We start from the raw sequence: 21,052 nt of genomic DNA, 5'->3' as shown, positions 1-21,052 counted from the left end.
CGGCGCGCCCTGTTCGATGTATCCCACTCAAACTTTTGTGAAAGAAGAATTCTATGAGCCAGAATCCCTATGAGCCGCAGCCCGCGGCGTCCCTGGTTTCCGGCGGGTATTTTCCCGGTCAGGTGCCCGGCACTCAGGCGTCTTCAGCTCCCGCCCAGCGCCTGGTGGCGATGGAAGAAGAGCCTGAAGAGAAGATGATTGAGGCGGCACTGCGCCCTAAGTCCCTGGATGACTTTGTGGGTCAGCGCCGTGTGCGTCAGCAGCTGTCCCTGGTGCTGGAGGCTTCGAAGATGCGTGGCCGTAGTGCCGACCATGTGCTGCTGTCGGGCCCTCCCGGTCTGGGTAAGACCACTCTCGCAATGATTATTGCGGCAGAGATGGAGGCGCCGCTGCGCATCACCTCCGGCCCGGCGATTCAGCATTCGGGTGATTTGGCGGCGATTCTGTCTTCGCTGACTCCCGGTGAGGTGTTGTTCCTGGATGAGATTCACCGTATGAGCCGCCCGGCTGAGGAAATGCTCTACATGGCGATGGAAGATTTCCGTGTGGACATTGTGGTCGGTAAGGGCGCGGGTGCGACCTCCATTCCGTTGGAGCTGCCGCAGTTCACCCTGGTCGGTGCGACGACCCGTGCGGGTCTGTTGCCCGGCCCTCTGCGTGACCGCTTCGGATTTACCGGTCACCTGGAGTTCTACTCGGTGGAGGAGCTTGAGCTGGTGCTTCGCCGTAGCGCGGGCCTGATGGACATGAAGATTACCTCCGAGGGCTTCACCGAGATTGCCGGTCGTTCCCGCGGTACGCCGCGTATTGCGAACCGTCTGCTGCGCCGTGTGCGTGACTGGGCGCTGGTGAACGGTGTGGATCGCATCAATGCGACCGATGCCGCAACCGCGCTGGATATGTACGAGGTGGATTCGCGCGGCCTGGACCGCCTGGACCGCGCCGTGCTGGAGGCGCTGATTCACAAGTTCGGCGGCGGCCCGGTGGGTCTGTCTACCCTCGCCATTGCGGTGGGTGAAGAGACGGAGACCGTGGAGACGGTTGCCGAGCCGTACCTGGTGCGTGAGGGCCTGATTGGTCGCACTCCGCGCGGTCGTGTGGCTCTGCCCGCGGCGTGGGAGCACCTCGGCTTGGAAGCACCCGAAATTCAACTCTAGGCCCGATTCAGCTCTAGACCCGTACCAGCTGATAACACAGCAGGTGATGACACAGTAGTAGCCCGTGGGAGGTATCGGCCTCCCGCGGGCTTCTCTGTAGGCGCTGCCGGGCTTCATTGGGGACAGAAAATTACGCCGAGAGAGTCCAAAACTCAGGTTAACCTCACAAAAATGCTGGTTCGGGTCACTAAAGCTCAAGCTCTCGCGTAGGATGGATACGTACTGTATCTACGATTCCACACCTTCTGGTACGCTCAACCCTCGCGGTGAGCGGCACGGGTGCGGATGTGAAAGTGAGACCATGGATTTTAACCTCCTGATTATGATTGCCATGATGGCGCTGCTGGCATGGATGATGTTCTCTGCGCAGAAGCGTCAGCGTAAGCAGATGGAGGAGCTGCAGGCAATGCGACGTGCGCTCGTCCCTGGTGATCAGGTGATGACTGCTTCCGGCGTCTATGGCACCGTTGTCAGCACTGACCTTGAGAGCAACAAGCTGCAGCTTCAGATCGCAGAGGGCGTTGTGATTACTGCGTCCATGAACGCGATTCTGAACCTTGTTGAGGATGAAGCCCCCGCAGCGCCCCTGACCGAGGACGTGTACGAGGCTACCGCATCCGAAGCTCCCGCTTCCGATACCTCTTCTGATACTGCCAAGTAATTCAGAGCGTATGAGCCCGGCGCCCATGAGCGGCGTCGGGTTTTCGCGTTACGGAATCTGTAGAACACTCAATACTATTCATACGAAGAAGGAACATTATGGCTAAGCGTTCACCGCTTGCAGCCGCGCGAGGGGCGCTCCTCTCGATGGTCCTGCTCATGGTTGTTATGGCTGCCGGTATTTTTGGCAGCACCTACTCGGGAGGTTCTTGGGCACCGAAGCTCGCCCTGGACCTTTCGGGTGGTACTCAGATGATTCTTTCTCCGAAGGTCAATGGCTCTTCGGATGGGAACGTCACCCAGGAGCAGTTGAACCAGGCGGTTGAGATTATTCGTCAGCGCGTTGATGGTGCCGGCGTTTCGGAGGCGGAGGTTACCACCTCCTTCGGCTCGGGTAATAACGTGGTTGTTTCGGTTCCCGGAACGATTAGCGCTGAGACTCGTCAGCTGATTCAGGCGTCTGCAAATATGACGTTCCGCCCGGTGCTGCTGTCTGGTGCCGGTACTGCGGTGGCTGAGGATGCCCGCACTGCGGACGATAAGCTGCCCAAGCCCTCTGCGGAGCCGACTGACGGCTCTGACCGTAACTGGATTACTGCGGACCTGTACAAGCAGTATGAGGCGAAGGACTGCACCGCGGCACGTAATGAGGACGCCGATAGTGCGGACCCGACTAAGCCGATGGTGGCGTGTTCCACTGACGGTCGGGAGAAGTACATTCTGGGTCCTGTGGAGCTGAGCGGTAGCGATATTTCTACCGCAAGCCACTCGCAGGAGACGACCGGTCAGGGCGTGACTACGGGCCGTTGGGCTGTGAACATTCAGTTCAACGATGCTGCTCGTGAGAAGTTCCAGAACATTACGTCTCGCCTGAACGCGATTCGTGCACAGAACGCAACTGATGCGCGTGCCCGCTTCGCGATTCTGCTGGACGGCAAGGTGCTGTCTTCCCCGGTGTCGCAGGCTGTGATTTCTGACGGTAAGCCGCAGATTACCGGTAACTTCACCGAGCAGGAGGCGAAGGCTCTCGCCGACCAGCTCAAGTACGGTGCCCTGCCGATTAGCTTCACGATCCAGTCGGAGCAGCAGATTTCTGCGACCCTGGGTTCGGAGCAGCTGCGTGTGGGTCTTCTGACTGGCCTGATTGGTCTGCTGCTGGTGTTCGTGTACTCGCTGTTCCAGTACCGTCTGCTGGGCTTTGTCACGATGATGTCGCTGGTTGTGGCTGGCATTATTTCGTATGAGGCGATTGCGCTGCTGGGTTGGGCGTTGAACTACCGCCTGTCCCTGGCTGGTGTGGCGGGTCTGATTGTGGCGATTGGTGCTACGGCTGACTCGTTCATCGTCTACTTTGAGCGTATCCGTGATGAGATCCGTGCGGGCCGCACGATCCCGTCGGCGGTGAACCACGGTTGGCAGCGTGCATCCCGCACTATTTTGGCGTCGAAGGCTGTGAACCTGCTGGCCGCTGTGGTGCTGTATGTGGTGTCGGTTGGTTCGGTGAAGGGCTTCGCGTTCACCCTTGGTTTGACTGCGATTGCTGACCTTGTGGTCGTGTACCTGTTCACCCACCCGATGCTGACTCTGCTGGCGAATACCCGCTACTTCGGTGAGGGTCACCGCCACTCGGGCTTGTCGCCTGAGTCGCTGGGCGCTACGCCGCTGTACCGTGGTGCCGGTCGCCTCCGCAGCCCGGAGGAGAAGCAGCTGAGCATTGCTGAGCGTCGCCGTGCAGAGCGTGCTGCCGCTGACGAGTCTGCTTCTGATGAGAAGAAGGAGAGCTAAGCATGGCTACCGATGTGAAACCTAATGCTTTTGCCCGCTTCGGTAATGACCTGCATTCGGGTGCCCGCTCGTACCCCTTCGTGGGTAAGCGCCGCCTGTGGCTGCTGCTTGCAGCTGTGCTGATGGCGGTTTCGGTTCTGATTCCGGCTGTTGGTGGCGGCTTCAACCTGGGTATTGATTTCCGTGGCGGTTCGGAGTTCGTGGTCTCGAAGACCGCGCACGTTGATACTGCTACAGGTGAGCGCATTATTCACGAGAAGGCGAAGGACGCTTCGGATGTTCGCGTGACCAATATTGCGCCGGGTACGATTCGTGCCCAGATGAGCAAGCTTAGCGATGATGAGACTCTGCAGGTGAAGGCGGCCCTGCAGGAGGCGTACGGCGTCTCTGAGAATGACGTGACCTCCTCGTTTGTGGGCCCGACCTGGGGTGCGGATGTGACCCGTCAGGCGTTCTGGGGTCTGATCGCGTTTGTGGTGCTTGCGCTGATTGGTATGGCGTTCTACTTCCGCACCTGGAAGATGTCGTTGGCGTCTATTGCGGGCCTGTTCTTCACCGTGGTGGTGACGGTTGGCCTGTACGCCGCGTTCGGCTTCGAGATCACTCCGAGTGCAATTATTGGTTTCTTGACGATTCTGAGCTACTCGCTGTACGACTCGGTGGTGGTGTTCGATAAGATCCGTGAGAACACCGAGGATGTGCTGGAACGCCGCGACACGACCTTTGCCGAGCAGATTAACCTGGCGGTGAACCAGACCCTGGTCCGTTCGATTAACACCGCTATTGTGGGTGTTCTGCCGGTGGGCGCGATCCTGTTTATTGGTGCGTTCATCCTGGGTGCGGGTACTCTGCAGGACCTGTCCCTGTCGCTGTTCGTGGGTATTCTGGTGGGCATGTTCGGTACGCTGTTCGTGTCTGCGCCGCTGTATGCTTCGCTGCGTTTGGGTGAGGCTCAGATTCGTGAGCACACCGCGAAGGTGGAGAGCGGCAGCTTCAAGGACGCTGAGGATGCTGACGAGGCTGAGGGTGACTCTTCGGAGGAGTCCGCTGAATCCTCTAAGTCTGAGAAGGCTGAGAAGTCTGCGGATTCTGCCGACGAGGCGACCGATGCGGACAACGCAACCGAGAAGCCCGCTAAGAAGCCGGCACGTGCAACCATTGAGATTCACCGCGTGAACCTGAACGGCTAAGCTGTGTTCCGCTAGCGCTACTGGCGTTGCTAACGATAGGGGAGTCGATACCGAGAGGTGTTGGCTCCCCTTTAGCGTGCCTGAACCTTTAGCGTGCCCGAATATTTCCCACACAACGCGCTTTGGCGTGTTAAAACGTCGCATAGTTTGGCGCCTTCCAGGCCGCTGGGTAGGATAAGAAGTGAAGATACTGTGCGCTCGCGTTTGAGCCTGCTGATGGCTGGTTTGGCCGGTATAGCCCTCAATGATGAGGAACCTGAGTGTGCGGCTGATTATCTCGAGCCCAAAGGAGCCTGGAATGAGTGCAGAACCTGCCGTGAACGCTAACGCTGAGAATCCCGCAGGGACCGCCGAGAAGCCCGCGGTTCGGCCCGCTGGCCCGATTCCTCTGCCTGAAACTGATTCGTCTGACGCAAAGAAGAAACGCGGCTCGCACCGCGTCATGGCTGCTGGCGGACGTGTGCCGAACCGCCTGGTCTTTGGTAGCCGCAGCAGCAAGATGGAAGCCTCCGACTCGCACGGCGGTACCATCCGTTTCTCCCCGATGATTGCGCCGGTCGTGCGTGCGGTGCGCCGCTACCACCCGGATGAGGACATTCAGGTGCTGCAGCGCGCCTACGAGGTGGCGAACCGCTGCCACGAGGGTCAGAAGCGTAAGAGTGGCGACCCGTACATCACCCACCCGGTCGCTGTGACCGCGATTCTTGCGGAGATGGGCGCGACCGGTCCCGTGCTCGCCGCCGGCCTGCTGCATGACACGGTGGAAGACACCGACTACACGATGGAGCAGCTCACCGAAGAGTTCGGTGAGGAGGTCGCCTACCTGGTCGACGGCGTGACCAAGCTGGACAAGATGACCTACGGCGAGAACGCCTCCATTGAGACAATCCGCAAGCTCGTGCTGTCCATGAGCAAGGACATCCGCGTGCTGCTCATCAAGCTTGCCGACCGCCTGCACAACGCCCGCACCTGGCGTTTCGTGCCGCAGGCTTCCGCCGCGAAGAAGGCAGAAGAGACCCTGAAGATTTACGCGCCGCTCGCGCACCGCCTGGGCCTGAACACGATCAAGTGGGAGCTGGAGGACCTGTCCTTCGCCGCCATGAGCCCGGAGATTTACGCCGAGATGGTGCGCATGGTCGGCGAACGCACCCCCGCGCTCGAAAAGTTCCTGAACGAGGCGCGCACCAAGATTACGGACCGCCTGAAAGAAGTGGGCATCGACGCGACCGTGACGGGCCGCCCCAAGCACTACTACTCGATTCATCAGAAGATGAAGACGAAGGGCCGCAGCTTCGACGAGATTAACGACATCCTCGCCGTGCGCATCATGGTTGAGGAAGAGGCGGAGTGCTACACCGTGCTCGGCCACGTGCTGTCCCTGTGGCCGTCGATGACCGGCCGTTTCAAGGACTACATTAAGAACCCGAAGAACAACAACTACCAGTCGCTGCACCTGACTGTGTACGGCCCCGGTAACCTGCCGCTTGAGATTCAGATCCGCACCTACAAGATGCACGAAGAGGCCGAGTACGGTGTGGCGGCGCACTGGCGCTACAAGGCGGCGTCACGCGGGGAGAAGGTCGCGGCTCGTGGCGGCGCGCCCGCAAAGGACCCGAAGGAACCGGGCACCCAGACCTCGGCAATGATGAACGTCGGCATCCTGCAGTCCATCGCCGAGATTTCGAACTCCAACCCGGAATCGGAGAAGTTCTACGAGTCGCTCGCCGACACCCTCGACACCGACGAAATTGTCGTACTCACCCCCAACGGCGAGGCAATTGCCCTGCCCAACGGCTCCACCCCCGTGGACTTCGCCTACGCCATCCACAGTGAGGTCGGCGACCGCACCGTCGGCGCGAAGGTCAACGGTCGCCTGGTACCGCTGCACACGGTCCTGCCCACCGGCGCCACCGTGGAGATCATGACCACGAAGAACGAAGACGCCGGCCCCAGCGAGGACTGGCTGAAGTTCGTTCGCTCCTCACGCGCTCGCACGAAGATCCGCCAGTACTTCGCGAAGGAACGCCGCCTGGAGGCGCTGCTCGCCGGCCGCGAGATGCTCACCAAGAGCATGCGTAACAGTGAGTTGCCGCTGCAGAAGATGATGAGCCCGGAGATTATGACTCAGGTGGCTCAGCTGTTGCACAAGAACGATGTGGCGTCGCTGTACCGTGCGATTGGTGAGCACGAGATCGCGCCGAAGCAGGTCATTGACACCCTCGTTGAGGTGCACCGCGGCGACGAGCCGGCACCCGAGGTTGAGGTCAGCGACTTTGACGAGACACTGCTGAAGTCGACCCGCAAGGCGATTGGCGATAACGGCGTGATTGTGCCGGGTGCTGAGGGTGTGCTGACGAAGATTGCGCGCTGCTGCACCCCGGTCCCGCCGGATGACATTATCGGCATTGTGACCCGCTACAACGGCATTTCGGTGCACCGTCGCGACTGCCCGAACATGCGTAACGCTGACGAGGAGCCGCGCGTGACGACGGTTGAGTGGGCGTCTTCGCCGACCGCTACGTACCGTGTGCAGATTCAGGTGGAGGCGCTGGACCGTAAGGGCCTGCTGAGCGACCTGATTCGCGCGATTTCTGAGTCGGGCGTGAACATCCTGGATGCGCGCGTTCACACTTCGGAGGATCGTACCGTGGTGGACCGTTTCGCCCTGGAGCTGGGTGACCGCTTCATGCTGGAGCACGTGCTGAACGTGGTCCGTAACGTGACGGGCGTGTACAAGGCGTACCGCCTGACCGGCGCGAAGCCCTCGGAGGCGTAAATACTTTTCTACGCCGAGAAGCCACATGTGTTTCGAAAAGCCACTTCTTTGGTGGCTTCTCGAAACACATGTGGCTTCTCGCTGTCTATGGGGGCGGTATCGGCACGGATTTACTCTGCTGGTCGGTCCCTCTGCCTGGCGCCGATTTCGACCATAGGTTAGTGACTTCTGTCGTAGTTAAAAACTATGGTCAAAGACACTAAACCATGGCACAAATTCTGCAGGTGTAGCCCCTTATCTTGTCAGGGGTGCCCCGTACCTTTGGTTATAGAGTACGTAGTAGCATTGGCAGTTTTTTGTACTCTTACAATTTCAAAAGAAGGGAATAATTTTGTATAGTTTTGGTACGGTCGTAGCAGTTACAGCTCTTTGCCTGGTTTTATCAATTGCCTGGACTATTTTTGATATTGTCCTTGAAGCAACTGGATATTACTGGTACTCTGCTGCAAGGCGAGAGATCATTTTAAATGTTCTGAGTTATTTTGGGATAGGTAAGGAAACTAGGACTGAATACTGGAAGCGATTTGGAAAGAAGGAACTTAAGAATTTCGCTTATCAATTACGTCACCCATTTAATCTGTTTCCCAGGAAAGATTTAGAAAATGACTTTATTGATAAGGTTCAGTATTTCATTAAAAAAGCTGAAGATAACTCAAGTGCTGCTGCTCGGAATCGATGCATGAATTCACTGAATCAGCTGAAGAAAATGACTAACTTATCTCCCAAAAATGATTCATTCCAGGAGGTTTATGTATCTCTGAAAGAATTCTATTCTACAATTGAAGTTTGGGAAAATGCCAGTGAGATTAGCATTGATGACGCTCTGCACCTTATTAAAGGAATGGGCTTCTTAGAGAAGTGCTCCTGGATAAAAGCGAGGTGGCAGGTCGGGTACTTCACTCCGTTAATACGTGAATTTATTGATTATGCTGGTAGGGGAACGACTATCGGGTTGTTTATTGGCTTCACGATTGCCTTGATTCAAGGAGAACCCTTTGGGGTTCTTACAACAGCGATTCCGGTGGTTGGTGCCATTCTCGGAGCGAGCTCATATCTGGTATATCTCGATTTTGTAAAATATATGGTAGATGACGCTGAAGAGGGGAACCATAAAAATACTCAAAAGATAATCATCAAATCTAGTATTCAAGTTTTTTGCATGTACTTACTCGTCACCGCAACTGCTCTTTTTCTGAACTTCTTATATGGAATAGCACTCACTAGATAGTATTTAACCTCAGGGGTGTGCTGCCGTATTAAGTGAAAAGGTCTTTTGCTACACTTGGATTGTAGTGATTAAATGTGATTATAGGTTCTATGAAATAAATGCAGGCGCCAATCTATGTAGAAAATTGGTTCATGAGTTATAACTTCAGTCATAATGTATTGACTTAGGAGAGGTTTTAGCTCGTAGCCAAGATGCTAACCTATCAAGCAATCTGTTGACCGGTCGTGGAATCTGCGCCACCGCGGGCGCGAATATAACCCCCGCAGACATGCAGAAGCCACATGTGTTTCGAGAAGCCACCAAAGAAGTGGCTTTTCGAAACACATGTGGCTTCTCGGCGTTAATTAGACCGTTATTTAGACCGTCGGCTAGACCCTAGTTGCCGAAGCCCTGCAGGGTTGCTGCCCAGGCGCGGCGCGCCTCCAGAGCTTCCTTTGCCTTGGCGATCTTCTTGGAGTCGCCGCCCTTTTCAGCTGCTGCGAGCTCTGCTTCCAGTTCGGCGAGGGAGTCCTCGATCTGTGCGAGCAGGGAGTTCGCGCGTGCCGCCTTGGCGGGGTCGTTGCGCTTCCACTTTGCCTCTTCGGCGCCGTTGATTTCGTCCTGAATACGGCGCAGTTCGCCGTCGACGCGGCGCAGGTCGTTGCGGGGTACGCGGCCTGCCGCATCCCAGCGGTCCAGGATCTTCTCGAAGGCTGCCTTTGCGCTCTCAATGTCTTCGACGGGCAGGAGTGCGCGTGCTTCTTCGAGCAGTGCTTCCTTGACCTTGAGGTTTTCGGCGTAGACTGCGTCCTGCGCTGCTTCGGCTTCGTTGCGGGCGTTGAAGAACACGTCCTGTGCCGCGCGGAAGCGTGCCCACAGCTTGTCGTCTTCGCGACGGTGGCCGCGGGGTACCTGCTTCCAGGCGCGCATCAGGTCGCCGTATACGCGGGAAGTCTCAGACCAGTCAGTGGAGGTCGACAGCTCTTCGGCGCGTGCAATCAGCTCTTCCTTGGCGCGCTTGATGCGTGCGTTGCGGTCGTCGAGCTGCGAGAAGTGTGCGCGGCGGTTGCGGTCGAAGGTGGTGCGGGCTGCACGGAAACGCTTCCACAGCTCGTCCTCTACGCTCTTTGCCAGGTGAATTTCGCGCTGTGCCTTCTTCCACGCTTCGAACAGTTCGTTCATACGGGAGTGGGAGTTCTTCCAGTGGATCTGGTCGGGGTCCTGGCCGGCAATCTGCTCGGCTTCCGCGACGATTTCTTCACGGACGGCGAGGGCGCGTTCACGGTTTTCGGTGCGTGCCTGCTGCTGCTTTTCGCCGAGTTCAGCGATCTGCTCTGCCAGTGCGATGAGGCGCTTCTGCAGGCCGGAGTAGTCACCGACCATGTTGCGCACACCGATCTGTGCACCGATGGAGGTGATGCCCTTCTGCAGGTCTGCGGCGGGGGCGTTGTTGGCGAGGCGGGATTCGAGCAGGGCAACCTGCGCCTCGACGTTTTCAAACTTGCGGGCGAAGTAGCTGAGCGCTTCTTCTTCGGAGGCGCCGGGCAGCTGGCCTACGGCGTATTCTTCGCCGTCGACAATGACGAAGACGTGGCCGTCCTCGGAGACGCGGCCGTACTGGCGTGCCTTTTCGAGGTTTACAGTGTCGTCGGGTTTGGTAGTCACCGCTATAACTCTTTCACTCGGGGGTGCTGGGGGTGGGGCGCCTTTGCGCTGTTCCCCGTGGTGGGCACCCGTTTGGGTGTGCGTGTGCACCTCCTAAGCATAGCCTCTGTGGGGTGTGTGTGAGTAGTGTCTGGTCGTGTTGTGTTGTGGGCGAACCTGCAGTCCGCGGGTTTGTGGGGGTTTGTGCCGGGTGAGGTGGGGGAGTGGGTGCTGTGCCGGGGTGGGTGTTGGTATGATGGGTAGATATGCCCGGAGGTGTTCCGGGGTTTTGTTGTCGAGTTCTTTGTCAAGGAGTATCGCGTATGGCTCGCAAGGCTTCGCTGTCTGGTTTTCCCGAGTATCTTCCGGCTGAGCGGTTGGTTGAGAATCATGTTCTGGACACTCTGCGTGAGACTTTTGAGTTGCACGGTTTCTCCCCGATTGAGACTCGTTCGGTAGAGACGATTGAGCAGCTGCTGCGCAAGGGTGAGATTGACAAGGAAGTTTACGCAATTTCTCGCCTGCAGGAGGATGAGGCTGCTAAGGCTAAGGAAAAGCTGGCTCTGCACTTTGACCTGACCGTGCCGTTTGCCCGTTACGTGGTGGAGAACGCCGGTTACCTGAATTTCCCGTTCTCGCGTTACCAGATTCAGAAGGTGTGGCGTGGTGAGCGTCCGCAGGAGGGTCGTGCCCGCGAGTTCACTCAGGCTGATATTGACGTGGTTGGCGACGGTGAGCTGCCGTTCCGTTACGACGTGACCTTGGCGCTGGTTGTTGTTGATGCGCTGTCGAAGCTGCCGATTCCTGAGTTCAAGCTGCGTGTGAATAACCGCAAGCTGGCCGAGGGCTTCTACCTGGGCCTGGGCCTGACCGACACCGCGGCCGTGCTGCGCTCCATCGACAAGCTGGAGAAGATTGGTCCGGAGCGCGTGGCCGAGGAGCTTCAGTCCGAGGCCGGAGCGAGCGCGGAGGCTGCCGCGGCCGCCCTGGAGCTGGCCCAGATTCGTACCGAGGATGCATCCTTCGTGGAGCAGGTGCGTGAGCTGGCCGCCAAGTATTCGGTGGAGCACGAGCTGCTGGACCAGGGCCTGACTGAGCTGGCCGAGGTCATTGAGGAGGCGTCCCGCCGTGCGCCGGGTAAGGTGCTGGCTGACCTGTCGATTGCTCGCGGTCTGGACTACTATACCGGCACCGTGTACGAGACCGTGCTGGTCGGCCACGAGTCGCTGGGTTCGATTTGCTCGGGTGGTCGCTACGAGTCGCTGGCCTCGAACGGCAAGAAGACGTACCCGGGCGTGGGCCTGTCCATTGGCGTGACCCGTGTGGTGGCTCGTATCCTGTCGCAGGGCTTTGCGCAGGCGAGCCGTAAGGTGCCTTCGGCTGTGTTCGTTGCCCTGACCAATGATGAGGGCTGGTCTGCTGCGAACGATGTTGCGGATGCACTGCGCGCCCGCGGTATCGCCTGCGAGGTGTCGGCGAACGCGGCGAAGTTCGGCAAGCAGATTAAGTACGCCGAGAAGCGCGGCATTCCGTTCGTGTGGTTCATTTCTTCGGATGAGTCGGGCGCCCCGGTTCACGAGGTGAAGGACATCCGTTCGGGTGAGCAGGTTGCTGCCGATCCGGCTTCGTGGATGCCGCCGGCTGAGGACCTGCACGTTCAGATCGTGCGTGCTGAGGGCCTGTAATCTTAGGGACTGTAATGCCTGCGGTGCTTGGCCGCTGTAGTATCTAGCTGCTTGTAGTGTTTGGCCACTGCAAGCCTGCATATGGATGTGTACCCGCCTGGTGGGGAGGATGTTGACCTCCCTGCCGGGCGGGTCTTTTTGTGCGGGCCCAGATTTTCGATAGGTTAGTGATTTTTCGATAGGTTAGTGTCTTCGCCGTGGGTCTTTAACCCGCAGGGAAGACACTAACCTATCGACCGAGGTGTTTCCTTGCTTTACCTCAAAAGCAGTTTCCGCAGGTGGGTAATGACTTCCTGTTCTTTCTGAAAAATGTCAGCCCAGGTTAGATGCACGACCGTCCACCCGGCGCGGGCTAGGGCACGGTCGCGAGCAGCCTCGTACCGGTCCCTGCCGGGGTAATCCACGTATTTCTGTTCACCGTCGAACTCGAGGATGACCCGCGCCTCGGGCCAGGCGAAGTCCACCCGGTAGTTACGACCCTCGCAAGAAACCGGGTATTGCGTAACGGGTGAGGGTAGCCTGTGTTCCATGAGTAGGCACCGGGTGAGGCTTTCACCTGCTGACTCGCTGGATGCATCCACCGCCTGCGCCAGGATGCGCCCGGAGGAACCGCCGTAGCCGGTAAGATTCAGCAGAATCTCGGTTACCTCGTGGGGTTCCAAGAGTCCCCGCCGCATGATGGAGTCAGCGAGAACTACTGCCTCCCGAAAGGGCATGTTGCGAGCGCAATCCTGCAACGTTCGAGCCACCGTCGTAACCATGATGGATGTGCCCGGTAATCGGGTGACCTCCTCGGGGCCGGTGGCACTGTAATGCCGGGTGATTCTTCCCTTGTCAGAGGTGCTATGACTGCAGCTATACACGCTTATCGTTTGGGGAACAGAGAGCACATCAAGTCCCCATAGCGCCGCGGCTGATGTGTGGGAGAAGACCCCTTGAAGACCCATCGTCTGAGCAGCGATGCATCGTACCGTGAGTCGTTCTTCGGGGGTGAGCGCTTGGGCATCGCGGGTATAAATATAGGCTCCTCGTTGGATGCGCTGCAGAGACCCTTCCGCCACTAGCTTGCGAATGCGTTTCGGCCCGATTCCTCGCAGGTTGAGCATCTGGGAGTTCAGCACGAATGGGTGTAGTTCTGCGGCACGGGTGATTTCTGGTGTAGTCGGTGGCTTGTGCGGGTTGCGTTGCCATGGAATGGTTGCGGTGTTCATAGGCTTTATCCTGGCAGGCTGTGTGGAGTTGTGGGGCTTGTTTGTGAAATCTGTGGATAACTTCGCGGATTCTACCGAAAAAGTGTTTGTCCACAGGCAGATGGAGCGGATTCCTCGGTAATACTTCGATAGGTTAGTGACTTTTCGATAGGTTAGTGTCTTCACCCCGGGTTAAAGACCCATGGCGAAGACACTAACCTATCGACCGCAGACACCCACGAACCTGCCGCCCTACCCGCATCCCGCCTCCGCACCCCATTTTCTGCCGCCTGACTGGCGCCTGACTTGCCCCAACCTGCTCTGACCCGCCCTCGACCTGCCCGGAGGGGATACAATATATGAGGCGCACGCAGTGTGCGCATATCATCAACCGCGAGTACCCGGCTACTGTCTATAGTCGTGAGGTGCCCGCTATGAAAGGAATGTCTGTGCTTCGCACTCACACCAACGGCGAGCTGACCGCCGCAAACATTGGAGAGACCGTCACCCTGACCGGTTGGGTGGCTCGCCGCCGCGACCACGGTGGTGTCGCCTTCGTTGACCTGCGTGACCGTGAGGGTGTCACCCAGTGTGTTTTCCACAACGAGGCTGATTTTGAGCACCTGCGCAACGAGTATGTTCTGCGTGTGACCGGTCTGGTGACTAAGCGTCCGGAGGGTAATGAGAACCCGAACCTGGCGACCGGCGAGATTGAGGTTGAGGTGTCTGCCGTCGAGGTGCTGAACACCGCGGCCCCGCTGCCTTTCCAGATTGACGAGCACGTTGAGGTGGGTGAGGAGGCGCGCCTGCGCTACCGCTACCTGGATCTTCGCCGCCCGGAGCCGGCTCGCATCATGCGCCTGCGTTCGGACGCGAACCGTGCGGCACGTAACCTGCTGGCCGAGGACGGCTACATTGAGGTTGAGACCCCGACCCTGACCCGTTCCACCCCCGAGGGTGCGCGTGACTTCCTGGTGCCGGCTCGTCTGGCTCCGGGTTCTTGGTACGCTCTGCCGCAGTCCCCGCAGCTGTTCAAGCAGCTGCTGCAGGTGGGCGGTATTGAGAAGTACTACCAGATTGCTCGCTGCTACCGTGACGAGGATTTCCGTGCGGACCGTCAGCCTGAGTTCACTCAGCTGGACATTGAGGCGTCGTTCGTTGATCAGGAAGACATCATTGAGCTGGGCGAGCGCATCGTTGAGGCCGTGTGGAACCTGATTGACGTGAAGGTTCCCCGCCCGATTCAGCGCATGACCTACAAGGACGCGATGGAGAAGTACGGTTCGGACAAGCCCGACCTGCGCTTCGGCCTGGAGCTGACCGAGCTGACCGAGTACTTCAAGGACACCACTTTCCGCGTGTTCAAGGCTCCCTACGTGGGCGCCGTTGTGATGCCCGGTGGCGCTTCTCAGCCTCGCCGTACCCTGGACGCTTGGCAGGAGTGGGCTAAGCAGCGCGGCGCTAAGGGTCTGGCTTACGTTCTCATTCAGGAGGACGGTGAGCTGACCGGTCCGGTGGCTAAGAACATTACCGACGCTGAGCGTGCTGGCCTGGCTGAGGCTACCGGCGCGAAGCCCGGCGACTGCATCTTCTTCGCTGCTGGTGAGGCTAAGGCTTCCCGTGCGCTGCTGGGTGCTGCTCGTGTTGAGATTGGTCACCGTACCGGCCTGATTAAGGACGGCGAGTGGTCCTTCGTGTGGGTTGTTGACGCTCCCATGTTCGAGTCTTCCGCTGAGGCTACTGAGTCCGGTGACGTGGCTCTGGGCCACTCTGCTTGGACTGCTGTGCACCACGCGTTCACCTCTCCGAAGCCCGAGTTCATGGACACTTTCGACACTGACCCGGGTTCGGCTCTGGCGTACGCGTACGACATTGTCTGCAACGGCAACGAGATTGGTGGCGGCTCGATCCGTATTCACCGCCGTGACGTGCAGGAACGCGTGTTCGCTGTGATGGGCATTGGTGAGGAAGAGGCCCAGGAGAAGTTCGGCTTCCTGCTGGATGCGTTCAAGTACGGCGCACCGCCCATGGGTGGTATTGCGTTCGGCTGGGACCGTATTGTGTCTCTGCTGGCTGGCGTTGATTCGATCCGCGAGGTTATCGCGTTCCCGAAGACCGGTAACGGCTACGATCCGCTGACTGCGGCTCCTGCACCGATTACCCCGGAGCAGCGTAAGGAAGCTGGCGTTGATTTCAAGCCGAAGAAGAAGGACGAGGAGTAATCTTCTCCAGTCTTTGGTCTTGCGCCCCGGCTGGGGTGTGAGGCGTGCGGCGTGAACCCGGTAGGGTGTTCTGGGCTGTGAGGCTCGGGTCTTGCCGGGGCGCCGTTGAGGGTGGGCTGTGTATTCTGCTGTGCAGGGTCGCAGCCCACCTTTTGTATCAACTGGCGTGCGTGCCGATCTGTGTACTAACCAAGGGGGAGGGGGAGCATGCGCATCCTGATTGCGGGCCCGAGCGGTAGCGGTAAGACGACGTTTGCGGCGCGGTTGGGGCGCATCCTGAATATTCCGCATACGGAGATGGATTCGTTGCATTGGGGTCCGGACTGGACTCCGCGCCCTAGTTTTGAGGCGGATGTTCAGGCGCTCATTGAGCGGCCCGCGTGGATTACGGAGTGGCAGTATCCGCAGGTGCGTGGCCGCCTGCTGGAGCGTGCGGATGTGGTGATTTATCTGCGCTATAGCCGCGCGGTGGTGATGTGGCGTGTGGTTCGTCGGACGGTGCGCCGCGCGGTGACGGGGCAGAAGCTCTGGGCGGATAATGTGGAGCCGCCGCTGAAGGATATTCTGCGCGACCCGGACAACATGATTCGGTACACGTGGAGGAGCTACCCGCACGTCGGACAGCTGCTGGCGGAGGCTCGCGGGCAGCATCTGCAGAAGCGTTTTATTGAGTTTCGTACCCCGCGGGCGGCGAACCAGTTTTTGCGTGCCGTGCAGCTGCGCGGCGGGCTCTGAAGCTGTTGCCGACTGACCGCCGCGATACTAAAAGAAGATGTATGAGCCCGGCGAGAGTCGGCTCCAAATGAAAGGTGAACGATGCGAGTAGTTATTCAGCGCGTAACCCGCGCGGCGGTGCGCGTGAACGGCGAGACGGTCGGCGCGATTGACCGGCCCGGCTACCTGGTGCTGGTCGGCATCACCCACGGCGACGGCGCGGCCCAGGTTGCGAAGCTTGCCGATAAGACCGCGAACCTGCGCCTGCTGGAGGGGGAGAAGTCACTCCTTGATGAGGGCGCACCCGTGCTGGCGGTCAGCCAGTTCACCCTGTATGGGGATGCGAAGAAGGGCCGCCGCCCCTCCTGGTCTGCAGCAGCGCCGGGTCCGGTGAGTGAGCCGCTGTTCAACGATTACGTTAAGGCGCTGCGTGAGCGTGGCCTACACGTGGAGACCGGCGTGTTCGGCGCGGACATGCAGGTGGAGCTCGTCAACAACGGCCCGGTGACCCTGATCCTCGACAGCGAGACCCTCTAAGGTCAGCGCTTTCGATAGGTTAGTGGATTGCCCAGGGGTTTAAAACCCACGGCGAAGACACTAACCTATCGAAACCCCATCGAAAACCCGTGTGGCGTCACGCCGCGAGCTAAATCCGCACCCGTAAGTCCATACCCCGCGCCCACCTCAAGCCTGTGAAACGATAGAGTAAGACTATGGCTGATTCCCTCTTTGATCTTGAGCTGCCCGACGACGGTGACCGCGTGAGCCTGATTGGTGCGCCCGCTGAGGAGCCCGCCTCCTCGCGCACTTCTGCGTCGCGTGCGCGCTCTGCCCGTTCGGCGTCTCGTGCACCGTTGGCGGTGCGGATGCGTCCGCGCACTATTGATGAGGTTCTCGGCCAGGATCACCTGCTGACTCCGGGTGCGCCCCTGCGCGTGTTGGCGGGGGAGAATGCCGGCCCGGCTGGCCCCTCCTCGGTGATTCTGTACGGCCCGCCGGGTACGGGTAAGACCACTCTGGCACATGTGATTGCGCGCGCGCCGGGCCGCAAGTTCGTGGAGCTTTCGGCGATTACCGCGGGCGTGAAGGACGTTCGCGCGGTCATGGACCAGGCGCTGCTCGACCGCGATATGTACGGCACGACCACCGTGCTCTTCCTCGATGAGATTCACCGCTTCACGAAGGCCCAGCAGGATGCGCTCCTGCCCGGCGTGGAGAACCGCTGGGTGATTCTGGTTGCGGCTACGACGGAGAACCCGTCGTTCAGCGTTATTTCGCCGCTGCTCTCGCGCTCGCTGTTGTTGCGGGTTCATTCGCTGGAGCAGTCCGATATTGAGCACCTGATTGACCGTGCTCTGGCTGACCCGCGCGGTTTTGGCGGTGCGGCGGTGATTGATGCGGATGCGCGCGCCCACCTCGCGGCGGTTTCCGGAGGCGACGCTCGCCGCTCCCTGACCTCGCTGGAGGCGGCGGCCGCCATCGCGTTCAGCGAGGCCGAACAGGCTTCGGCAGAACCTGCCGTTTCCGCCGAGGGCTCAGTTGAACCGGCGGGGGAAGCAGGGGAGAAGGACCCCGAACCCGCCGCGCCCGTGCGCATCACCCTGGCGCACGCTACGGAGGCGGTAGACCGCGCCGCGATTCGTTATGACCGTTCGGGCGATCAGCATTATGACGTGGTGAGCGCGTTCATTAAATCCATGCGCGGCTCTGACGCTGATGCCGCGGTGCACTACCTGGCGCGCATGTTGGAGGGCGGCGAGGATCCGCGTTTCGTGGCGCGTCGCATCATGATTTTGGCGAGTGAGGATATTGGTTTGGCTGATCCGCAGGCGTTGCAGGTGGCGACGGCTGCGGCGCAGTCGGTGGCACTGGTGGGCATGCCGGAGGCTCGTATTATCCTGTCGCAGGCGGTGATTTATTGTGCGCTCGCGCCGAAGTCGAACGCCGCGTATAACGCGATTAACCGCGCGATTGCGGATGTCCGTGCGGGCGCTTCGGGTCAGGTTCCGGTGCATTTGCGTGACGCTCACTATGCGGGGGCTAAGCAATTTGGTCACGGTGACGGCTACATTTATGCGCATGATGCGCCGGGCCACGTGGCGGCTCAACAGTACCTGCCGGATACCCTGCGCGGCACAGTCTACTACGAGCCGACTCAGCACGGTTTTGAGCGTACGTTGACGGAGCGTCGTGAGCGTATCCGCAGGATTCTTGACGGCGGCAACTAACCGCGCCGGCTCATCCCCCAAACCAGCCGCGCAGATTCATCGCCCAAACCAGCCCGCGCGCGGATTCATCATGCAAACTAGCCACCAAACTAGCCGCGCGTGAGGGCTCGCCGGGCAGCTTACCGCCCCGCCTAAATGAGGGTAAACAGAAAGCGGTGCGTAGTACCTCGGTAGTACTGCGCACCGCATCAGAGTTTTGAGTTGTGATAGACGTCTTGACTGTCGGCCAATCCCGGAAGGGCGGAGGTCAAGCTTGTTATGGTCTCTAGTCTAGGCGATATGGGAGCCTGAAGGCAAGCTATTCCCATAGATTCACAGGTTAAAAATAACGAAATGATTACAATCCAACATCTTGGCGCCGTGATTTTTCGGGGAAGGTGCACCTAAATAGCGCTGACGGGTGCAAATATTTTCTGTTGGGGTCGTGTGGGTAGCCATCAAAAACCCACACGCACAGTGATTTGAACCAAAGATTCCCCAAAAGGCTGGTAAAGCCCGGGTGCATCCGGTAAGCTTGACGGGTCTGGCAATTACTATGCCCGCATTTGTGCGAGCGTCAGTAATGTAGCTGCGGGGTACTCTGCCCCGAGCTCTCCGCCCCACCACCGTACAGCAACGACCGAGTCGGTCGCGTACGGGTCCCGGCGGGGTCAACCGAGGAGGCCAGTATTCAACAGACCGAGGCCCCACCCGTGAGGGTGCAGGAGCCTCACATAGAAAGGTAGATTGTGGCTAAGCACAACCGCACCCGCCGTACCGTGCGTCAGTCCCGTGCCCTGGGCATTGCACTGACCCCGAAGGCAGAAAAGTACCTCGAGCGTCGTCCTTACGGCCCCGGCCAGCACGGCCGTGCCCGCAAGAAGGCTGACTCCAACTACGCTACCCAGCTGAAGGAAAAGCAGCGTCTGCGCGCTCAGTACAACATCCGCGAGGCACAGATGCGCCGCGCATACCTCGAGGCAAAGCGTACCGAGGGCCAGACCGGTAAGAACATGGTCGAGCTGCTCGAGACCCGCCTCGATGCCCTGGTTCTGCGTGCAGGTTTCGCCCGCACCATTGCACAGGCACGTCAGATGGTTGTTCACCGTCACATCATGGTTGACGGCGTTCGCGTGGACCGCCCCTCGTTCCACGTCAAGCCCGGCCAGCTGATCCACGTTCACCCCAAGGCTGAGAAGACTGCCCCCTTCCAGGCTGCGGCTGCTGGCGAGCACCAGGCAGTTCTGCCCGAGGTTCCCGCATACCTGAACGTTGAGATCGAGAAGCTGCACGCAAAGCTTGAGCGCAAGCCCAAGCGCGAAGAGATCCCCGTGATCTGCGACGAGCAGCTGGTCGTTGAGTACTACTCGCGTCTGGCATAATCTCGATTTTTCGAGAAGCAACCCGTCCTGCACCGGTTCGGTGGGGGCGGGTTGTTCCCGTTTAACGCGCGGGTTTTGGGGCTTATACACCAGAGGGGAGTGGCGCCGCTGAACCTGTGAATCTTCCGTCGCTGGGAGTTTCATGAGAGTTTAAGGGGCGCTTGAAGGATTTATCGACTAAAATAAGGGATTGAGCTGTGTATATAGTCCTGAACTGTGTATGCAGTCCGGCTGCGTGCCACGGTGGCACGCGGTCCTGTACGACTATTGATAAGCATCATGCATTGAGCGGAATGGGGTTATAGATGACCGGCGGAGATATTGCGGGCCTGATTGCAGCGGGAGTTTTTGCGATTCTGGTGGCTCTGCTTGCGCTACCCATTATTCGCTTGACTAAGGTGTTTGATGAGCTGATCGTGACGATTCGTTCGCTGAACCAGAGCACCGGCCCCCTCATTGAAGAGGTGACCCGCACTGTGGTGACTACTAATGAGCAGTTGGAGAAGGTTGACGACATCACCTCGAACGTTTCGGACGCATCCGCGAACGTTTCTGCACTGTCCTCGCTGGTGACTTCGACTGTGGGTCAGCCGCTGATTAAGGTTGCTTCCTTCTCGTACGGTGTGCGTCAGGCATTCCGTGGCGGTAAGTCCGGCGATGCACACGGCGCCGGCAACGCTGGTGGTCAGTACGGCTCGGCACAGGGTGGCTCTTACTCTGCAGGCGGTGAGAACTAATGGGTCTGCTTCGTTCAGCTCTTCTGCTTGGCGCCGGCGCGGCGGTTGGTTACTTCGCTTCTAGGCGTGCCGCCTCCGAACCTGCTCAGCGTACCCCCGGCAGCGCCCTGCTCATGCGTGAGCACGGTGAGCTTGCCCTCAACCCGGAGTCTCAGATGGGAAAGTTCTTCGATTCGCCGATTGGCAAGCCCCTGCAGCCGTATGCGTTGCGTGCTGTTGAGTTCGCCGCCCGCGTGCGTGAGGGCATGCAGGAGAAGGAGATGGAGCTCAACGCTAAGGTGGAGCGCCAGAAGCAGGATTTGCGTCCTGGCTCCCTGGATACTTGGGACCGACAGATGAGCTCGGCTGAGATTGAGTCCACGAACCGTCGCTTGGCGGAGCGTGAACTCATTGAGGTGGAGGCTGAGATTGCCTCCTTGGAAGAGGCTCAGAAGCGAGCGCGTGAGCAGCGTATTGCGCGTGACCGTCAGCTCGGCGACGGCTTCTTCAACTAGGT

Annotated in this window: 16 protein-coding genes; 14 read left to right on the top strand and 2 right to left on the bottom strand. The window is 59.2% G+C overall.

Annotated features, from left to right (window positions below):
• Positions 1-170: 170 nt before the first annotated feature.
• The 6 genes from ruvB (at position 171) to QZ822_RS00775 (ending at position 8,796) form a co-directional block, all read left to right on the top strand.
• A complete protein-coding gene (gene ruvB / locus QZ822_RS00800) occupies positions 171-1,157 on the top strand; it encodes a Holliday junction branch migration DNA helicase RuvB (protein ID WP_294642157.1) in 987 nt (328 codons plus the stop codon).
• Between the two features lie 301 nt (positions 1,158-1,458).
• Entirely contained in the window at positions 1,459-1,818 is a 360-nt protein-coding gene (gene yajC / locus QZ822_RS00795) for a preprotein translocase subunit YajC (protein ID WP_294641868.1), read from the top strand.
• A 98-nt stretch (positions 1,819-1,916) separates the two neighbouring features.
• Positions 1,917-3,602 carry a protein translocase subunit SecD gene (gene secD / locus QZ822_RS00790; RefSeq protein ID WP_294641866.1) on the top strand — a complete coding sequence of 562 codons (1,686 nt, stop codon included), beginning with the start codon at positions 1,917-1,919 and terminating at the stop codon, positions 3,600-3,602.
• A gap of 2 nt (positions 3,603-3,604) precedes the next feature.
• The gene (secF, locus tag QZ822_RS00785; protein WP_294641864.1) at positions 3,605-4,792 is read left to right on the top strand and encodes a protein translocase subunit SecF; all 1,188 of its coding nucleotides are present in this window, start codon (positions 3,605-3,607) and stop codon (positions 4,790-4,792) included.
• A 298-nt stretch (positions 4,793-5,090) separates the two neighbouring features.
• The gene (locus QZ822_RS00780) at positions 5,091-7,568 is read left to right on the top strand and encodes a bifunctional (p)ppGpp synthetase/guanosine-3',5'-bis(diphosphate) 3'-pyrophosphohydrolase (protein ID WP_294641862.1); all 2,478 of its coding nucleotides are present in this window, start codon (positions 5,091-5,093) and stop codon (positions 7,566-7,568) included.
• Between the two features lie 331 nt (positions 7,569-7,899).
• Positions 7,900-8,796, top strand: coding sequence for a hypothetical protein (locus QZ822_RS00775; protein ID WP_294641860.1), 897 nt, complete (start codon positions 7,900-7,902; stop codon positions 8,794-8,796).
• A gap of 375 nt (positions 8,797-9,171) precedes the next feature.
• Here QZ822_RS00775 and QZ822_RS00770 read toward each other — a convergent pair whose 3' ends face one another.
• Positions 9,172-10,440 carry a DUF349 domain-containing protein gene (locus QZ822_RS00770; protein ID WP_294641858.1) on the bottom strand — a complete coding sequence of 423 codons (1,269 nt, stop codon included), beginning with the start codon at positions 10,438-10,440 and terminating at the stop codon, positions 9,172-9,174.
• Positions 10,441-10,742: 302 nt separating this feature from the next.
• Here QZ822_RS00770 and hisS point away from each other — a divergent pair, with 302 nt between their 5' ends.
• Positions 10,743-12,104: a histidine--tRNA ligase gene (hisS, locus tag QZ822_RS00765; protein ID WP_294641856.1), complete on the top strand. Its 1,362-nt coding sequence runs from the start codon at positions 10,743-10,745 to the stop codon at positions 12,102-12,104.
• Between the two features lie 254 nt (positions 12,105-12,358).
• Here the strand turns inward: hisS and QZ822_RS00760 are convergent, their stop codons facing one another.
• Complete coding sequence (locus QZ822_RS00760; protein ID WP_294641855.1) at positions 12,359-13,315, bottom strand: DUF559 domain-containing protein; 957 nt, start codon at positions 13,313-13,315, stop codon at positions 12,359-12,361.
• A 428-nt stretch (positions 13,316-13,743) separates the two neighbouring features.
• Here QZ822_RS00760 and aspS point away from each other — a divergent pair, with 428 nt between their 5' ends.
• From aspS to QZ822_RS00725, 7 genes are all read left to right on the top strand, one after another.
• Positions 13,744-15,516, top strand: coding sequence for an aspartate--tRNA ligase (gene aspS, locus QZ822_RS00755; RefSeq protein ID WP_294641854.1), 1,773 nt, complete (start codon positions 13,744-13,746; stop codon positions 15,514-15,516).
• A gap of 207 nt (positions 15,517-15,723) precedes the next feature.
• Positions 15,724-16,251 (top strand): adenylate kinase, encoded by a 528-nt coding sequence (locus QZ822_RS00750; RefSeq protein WP_294641852.1) that lies wholly within the window; start codon positions 15,724-15,726, stop codon positions 16,249-16,251.
• A gap of 81 nt (positions 16,252-16,332) precedes the next feature.
• Complete coding sequence (gene dtd, locus QZ822_RS00745) at positions 16,333-16,767, top strand: D-aminoacyl-tRNA deacylase (RefSeq protein WP_294641850.1); 435 nt, start codon at positions 16,333-16,335, stop codon at positions 16,765-16,767.
• A 176-nt stretch (positions 16,768-16,943) separates the two neighbouring features.
• Entirely contained in the window at positions 16,944-18,458 is a 1,515-nt protein-coding gene (locus QZ822_RS00740) for a replication-associated recombination protein A (RefSeq protein WP_294641849.1), read from the top strand.
• 728 nt (positions 18,459-19,186) lie between these two features.
• Complete coding sequence (gene rpsD / locus QZ822_RS00735) at positions 19,187-19,819, top strand: 30S ribosomal protein S4 (RefSeq protein WP_012903479.1); 633 nt, start codon at positions 19,187-19,189, stop codon at positions 19,817-19,819.
• Between the two features lie 305 nt (positions 19,820-20,124).
• Entirely contained in the window at positions 20,125-20,556 is a 432-nt protein-coding gene (locus QZ822_RS00730) for a DUF948 domain-containing protein (protein WP_049352477.1), read from the top strand.
• Positions 20,556-21,050, top strand: coding sequence for a hypothetical protein (locus QZ822_RS00725; RefSeq protein ID WP_005508736.1), 495 nt, complete (start codon positions 20,556-20,558; stop codon positions 21,048-21,050). Before QZ822_RS00730 ends, QZ822_RS00725 begins: the two co-directional genes overlap by 1 nt.
• Positions 21,051-21,052: the final 2 nt, after the last annotated feature.

The sequence above is a fragment of the uncultured Rothia sp. genome (assembly GCF_916715725.1).
GTDB lineage: Bacteria > Actinomycetota > Actinomycetes > Actinomycetales > Micrococcaceae > Rothia.
This window is presented reverse-complemented; position numbering and strand designations above follow the sequence as displayed.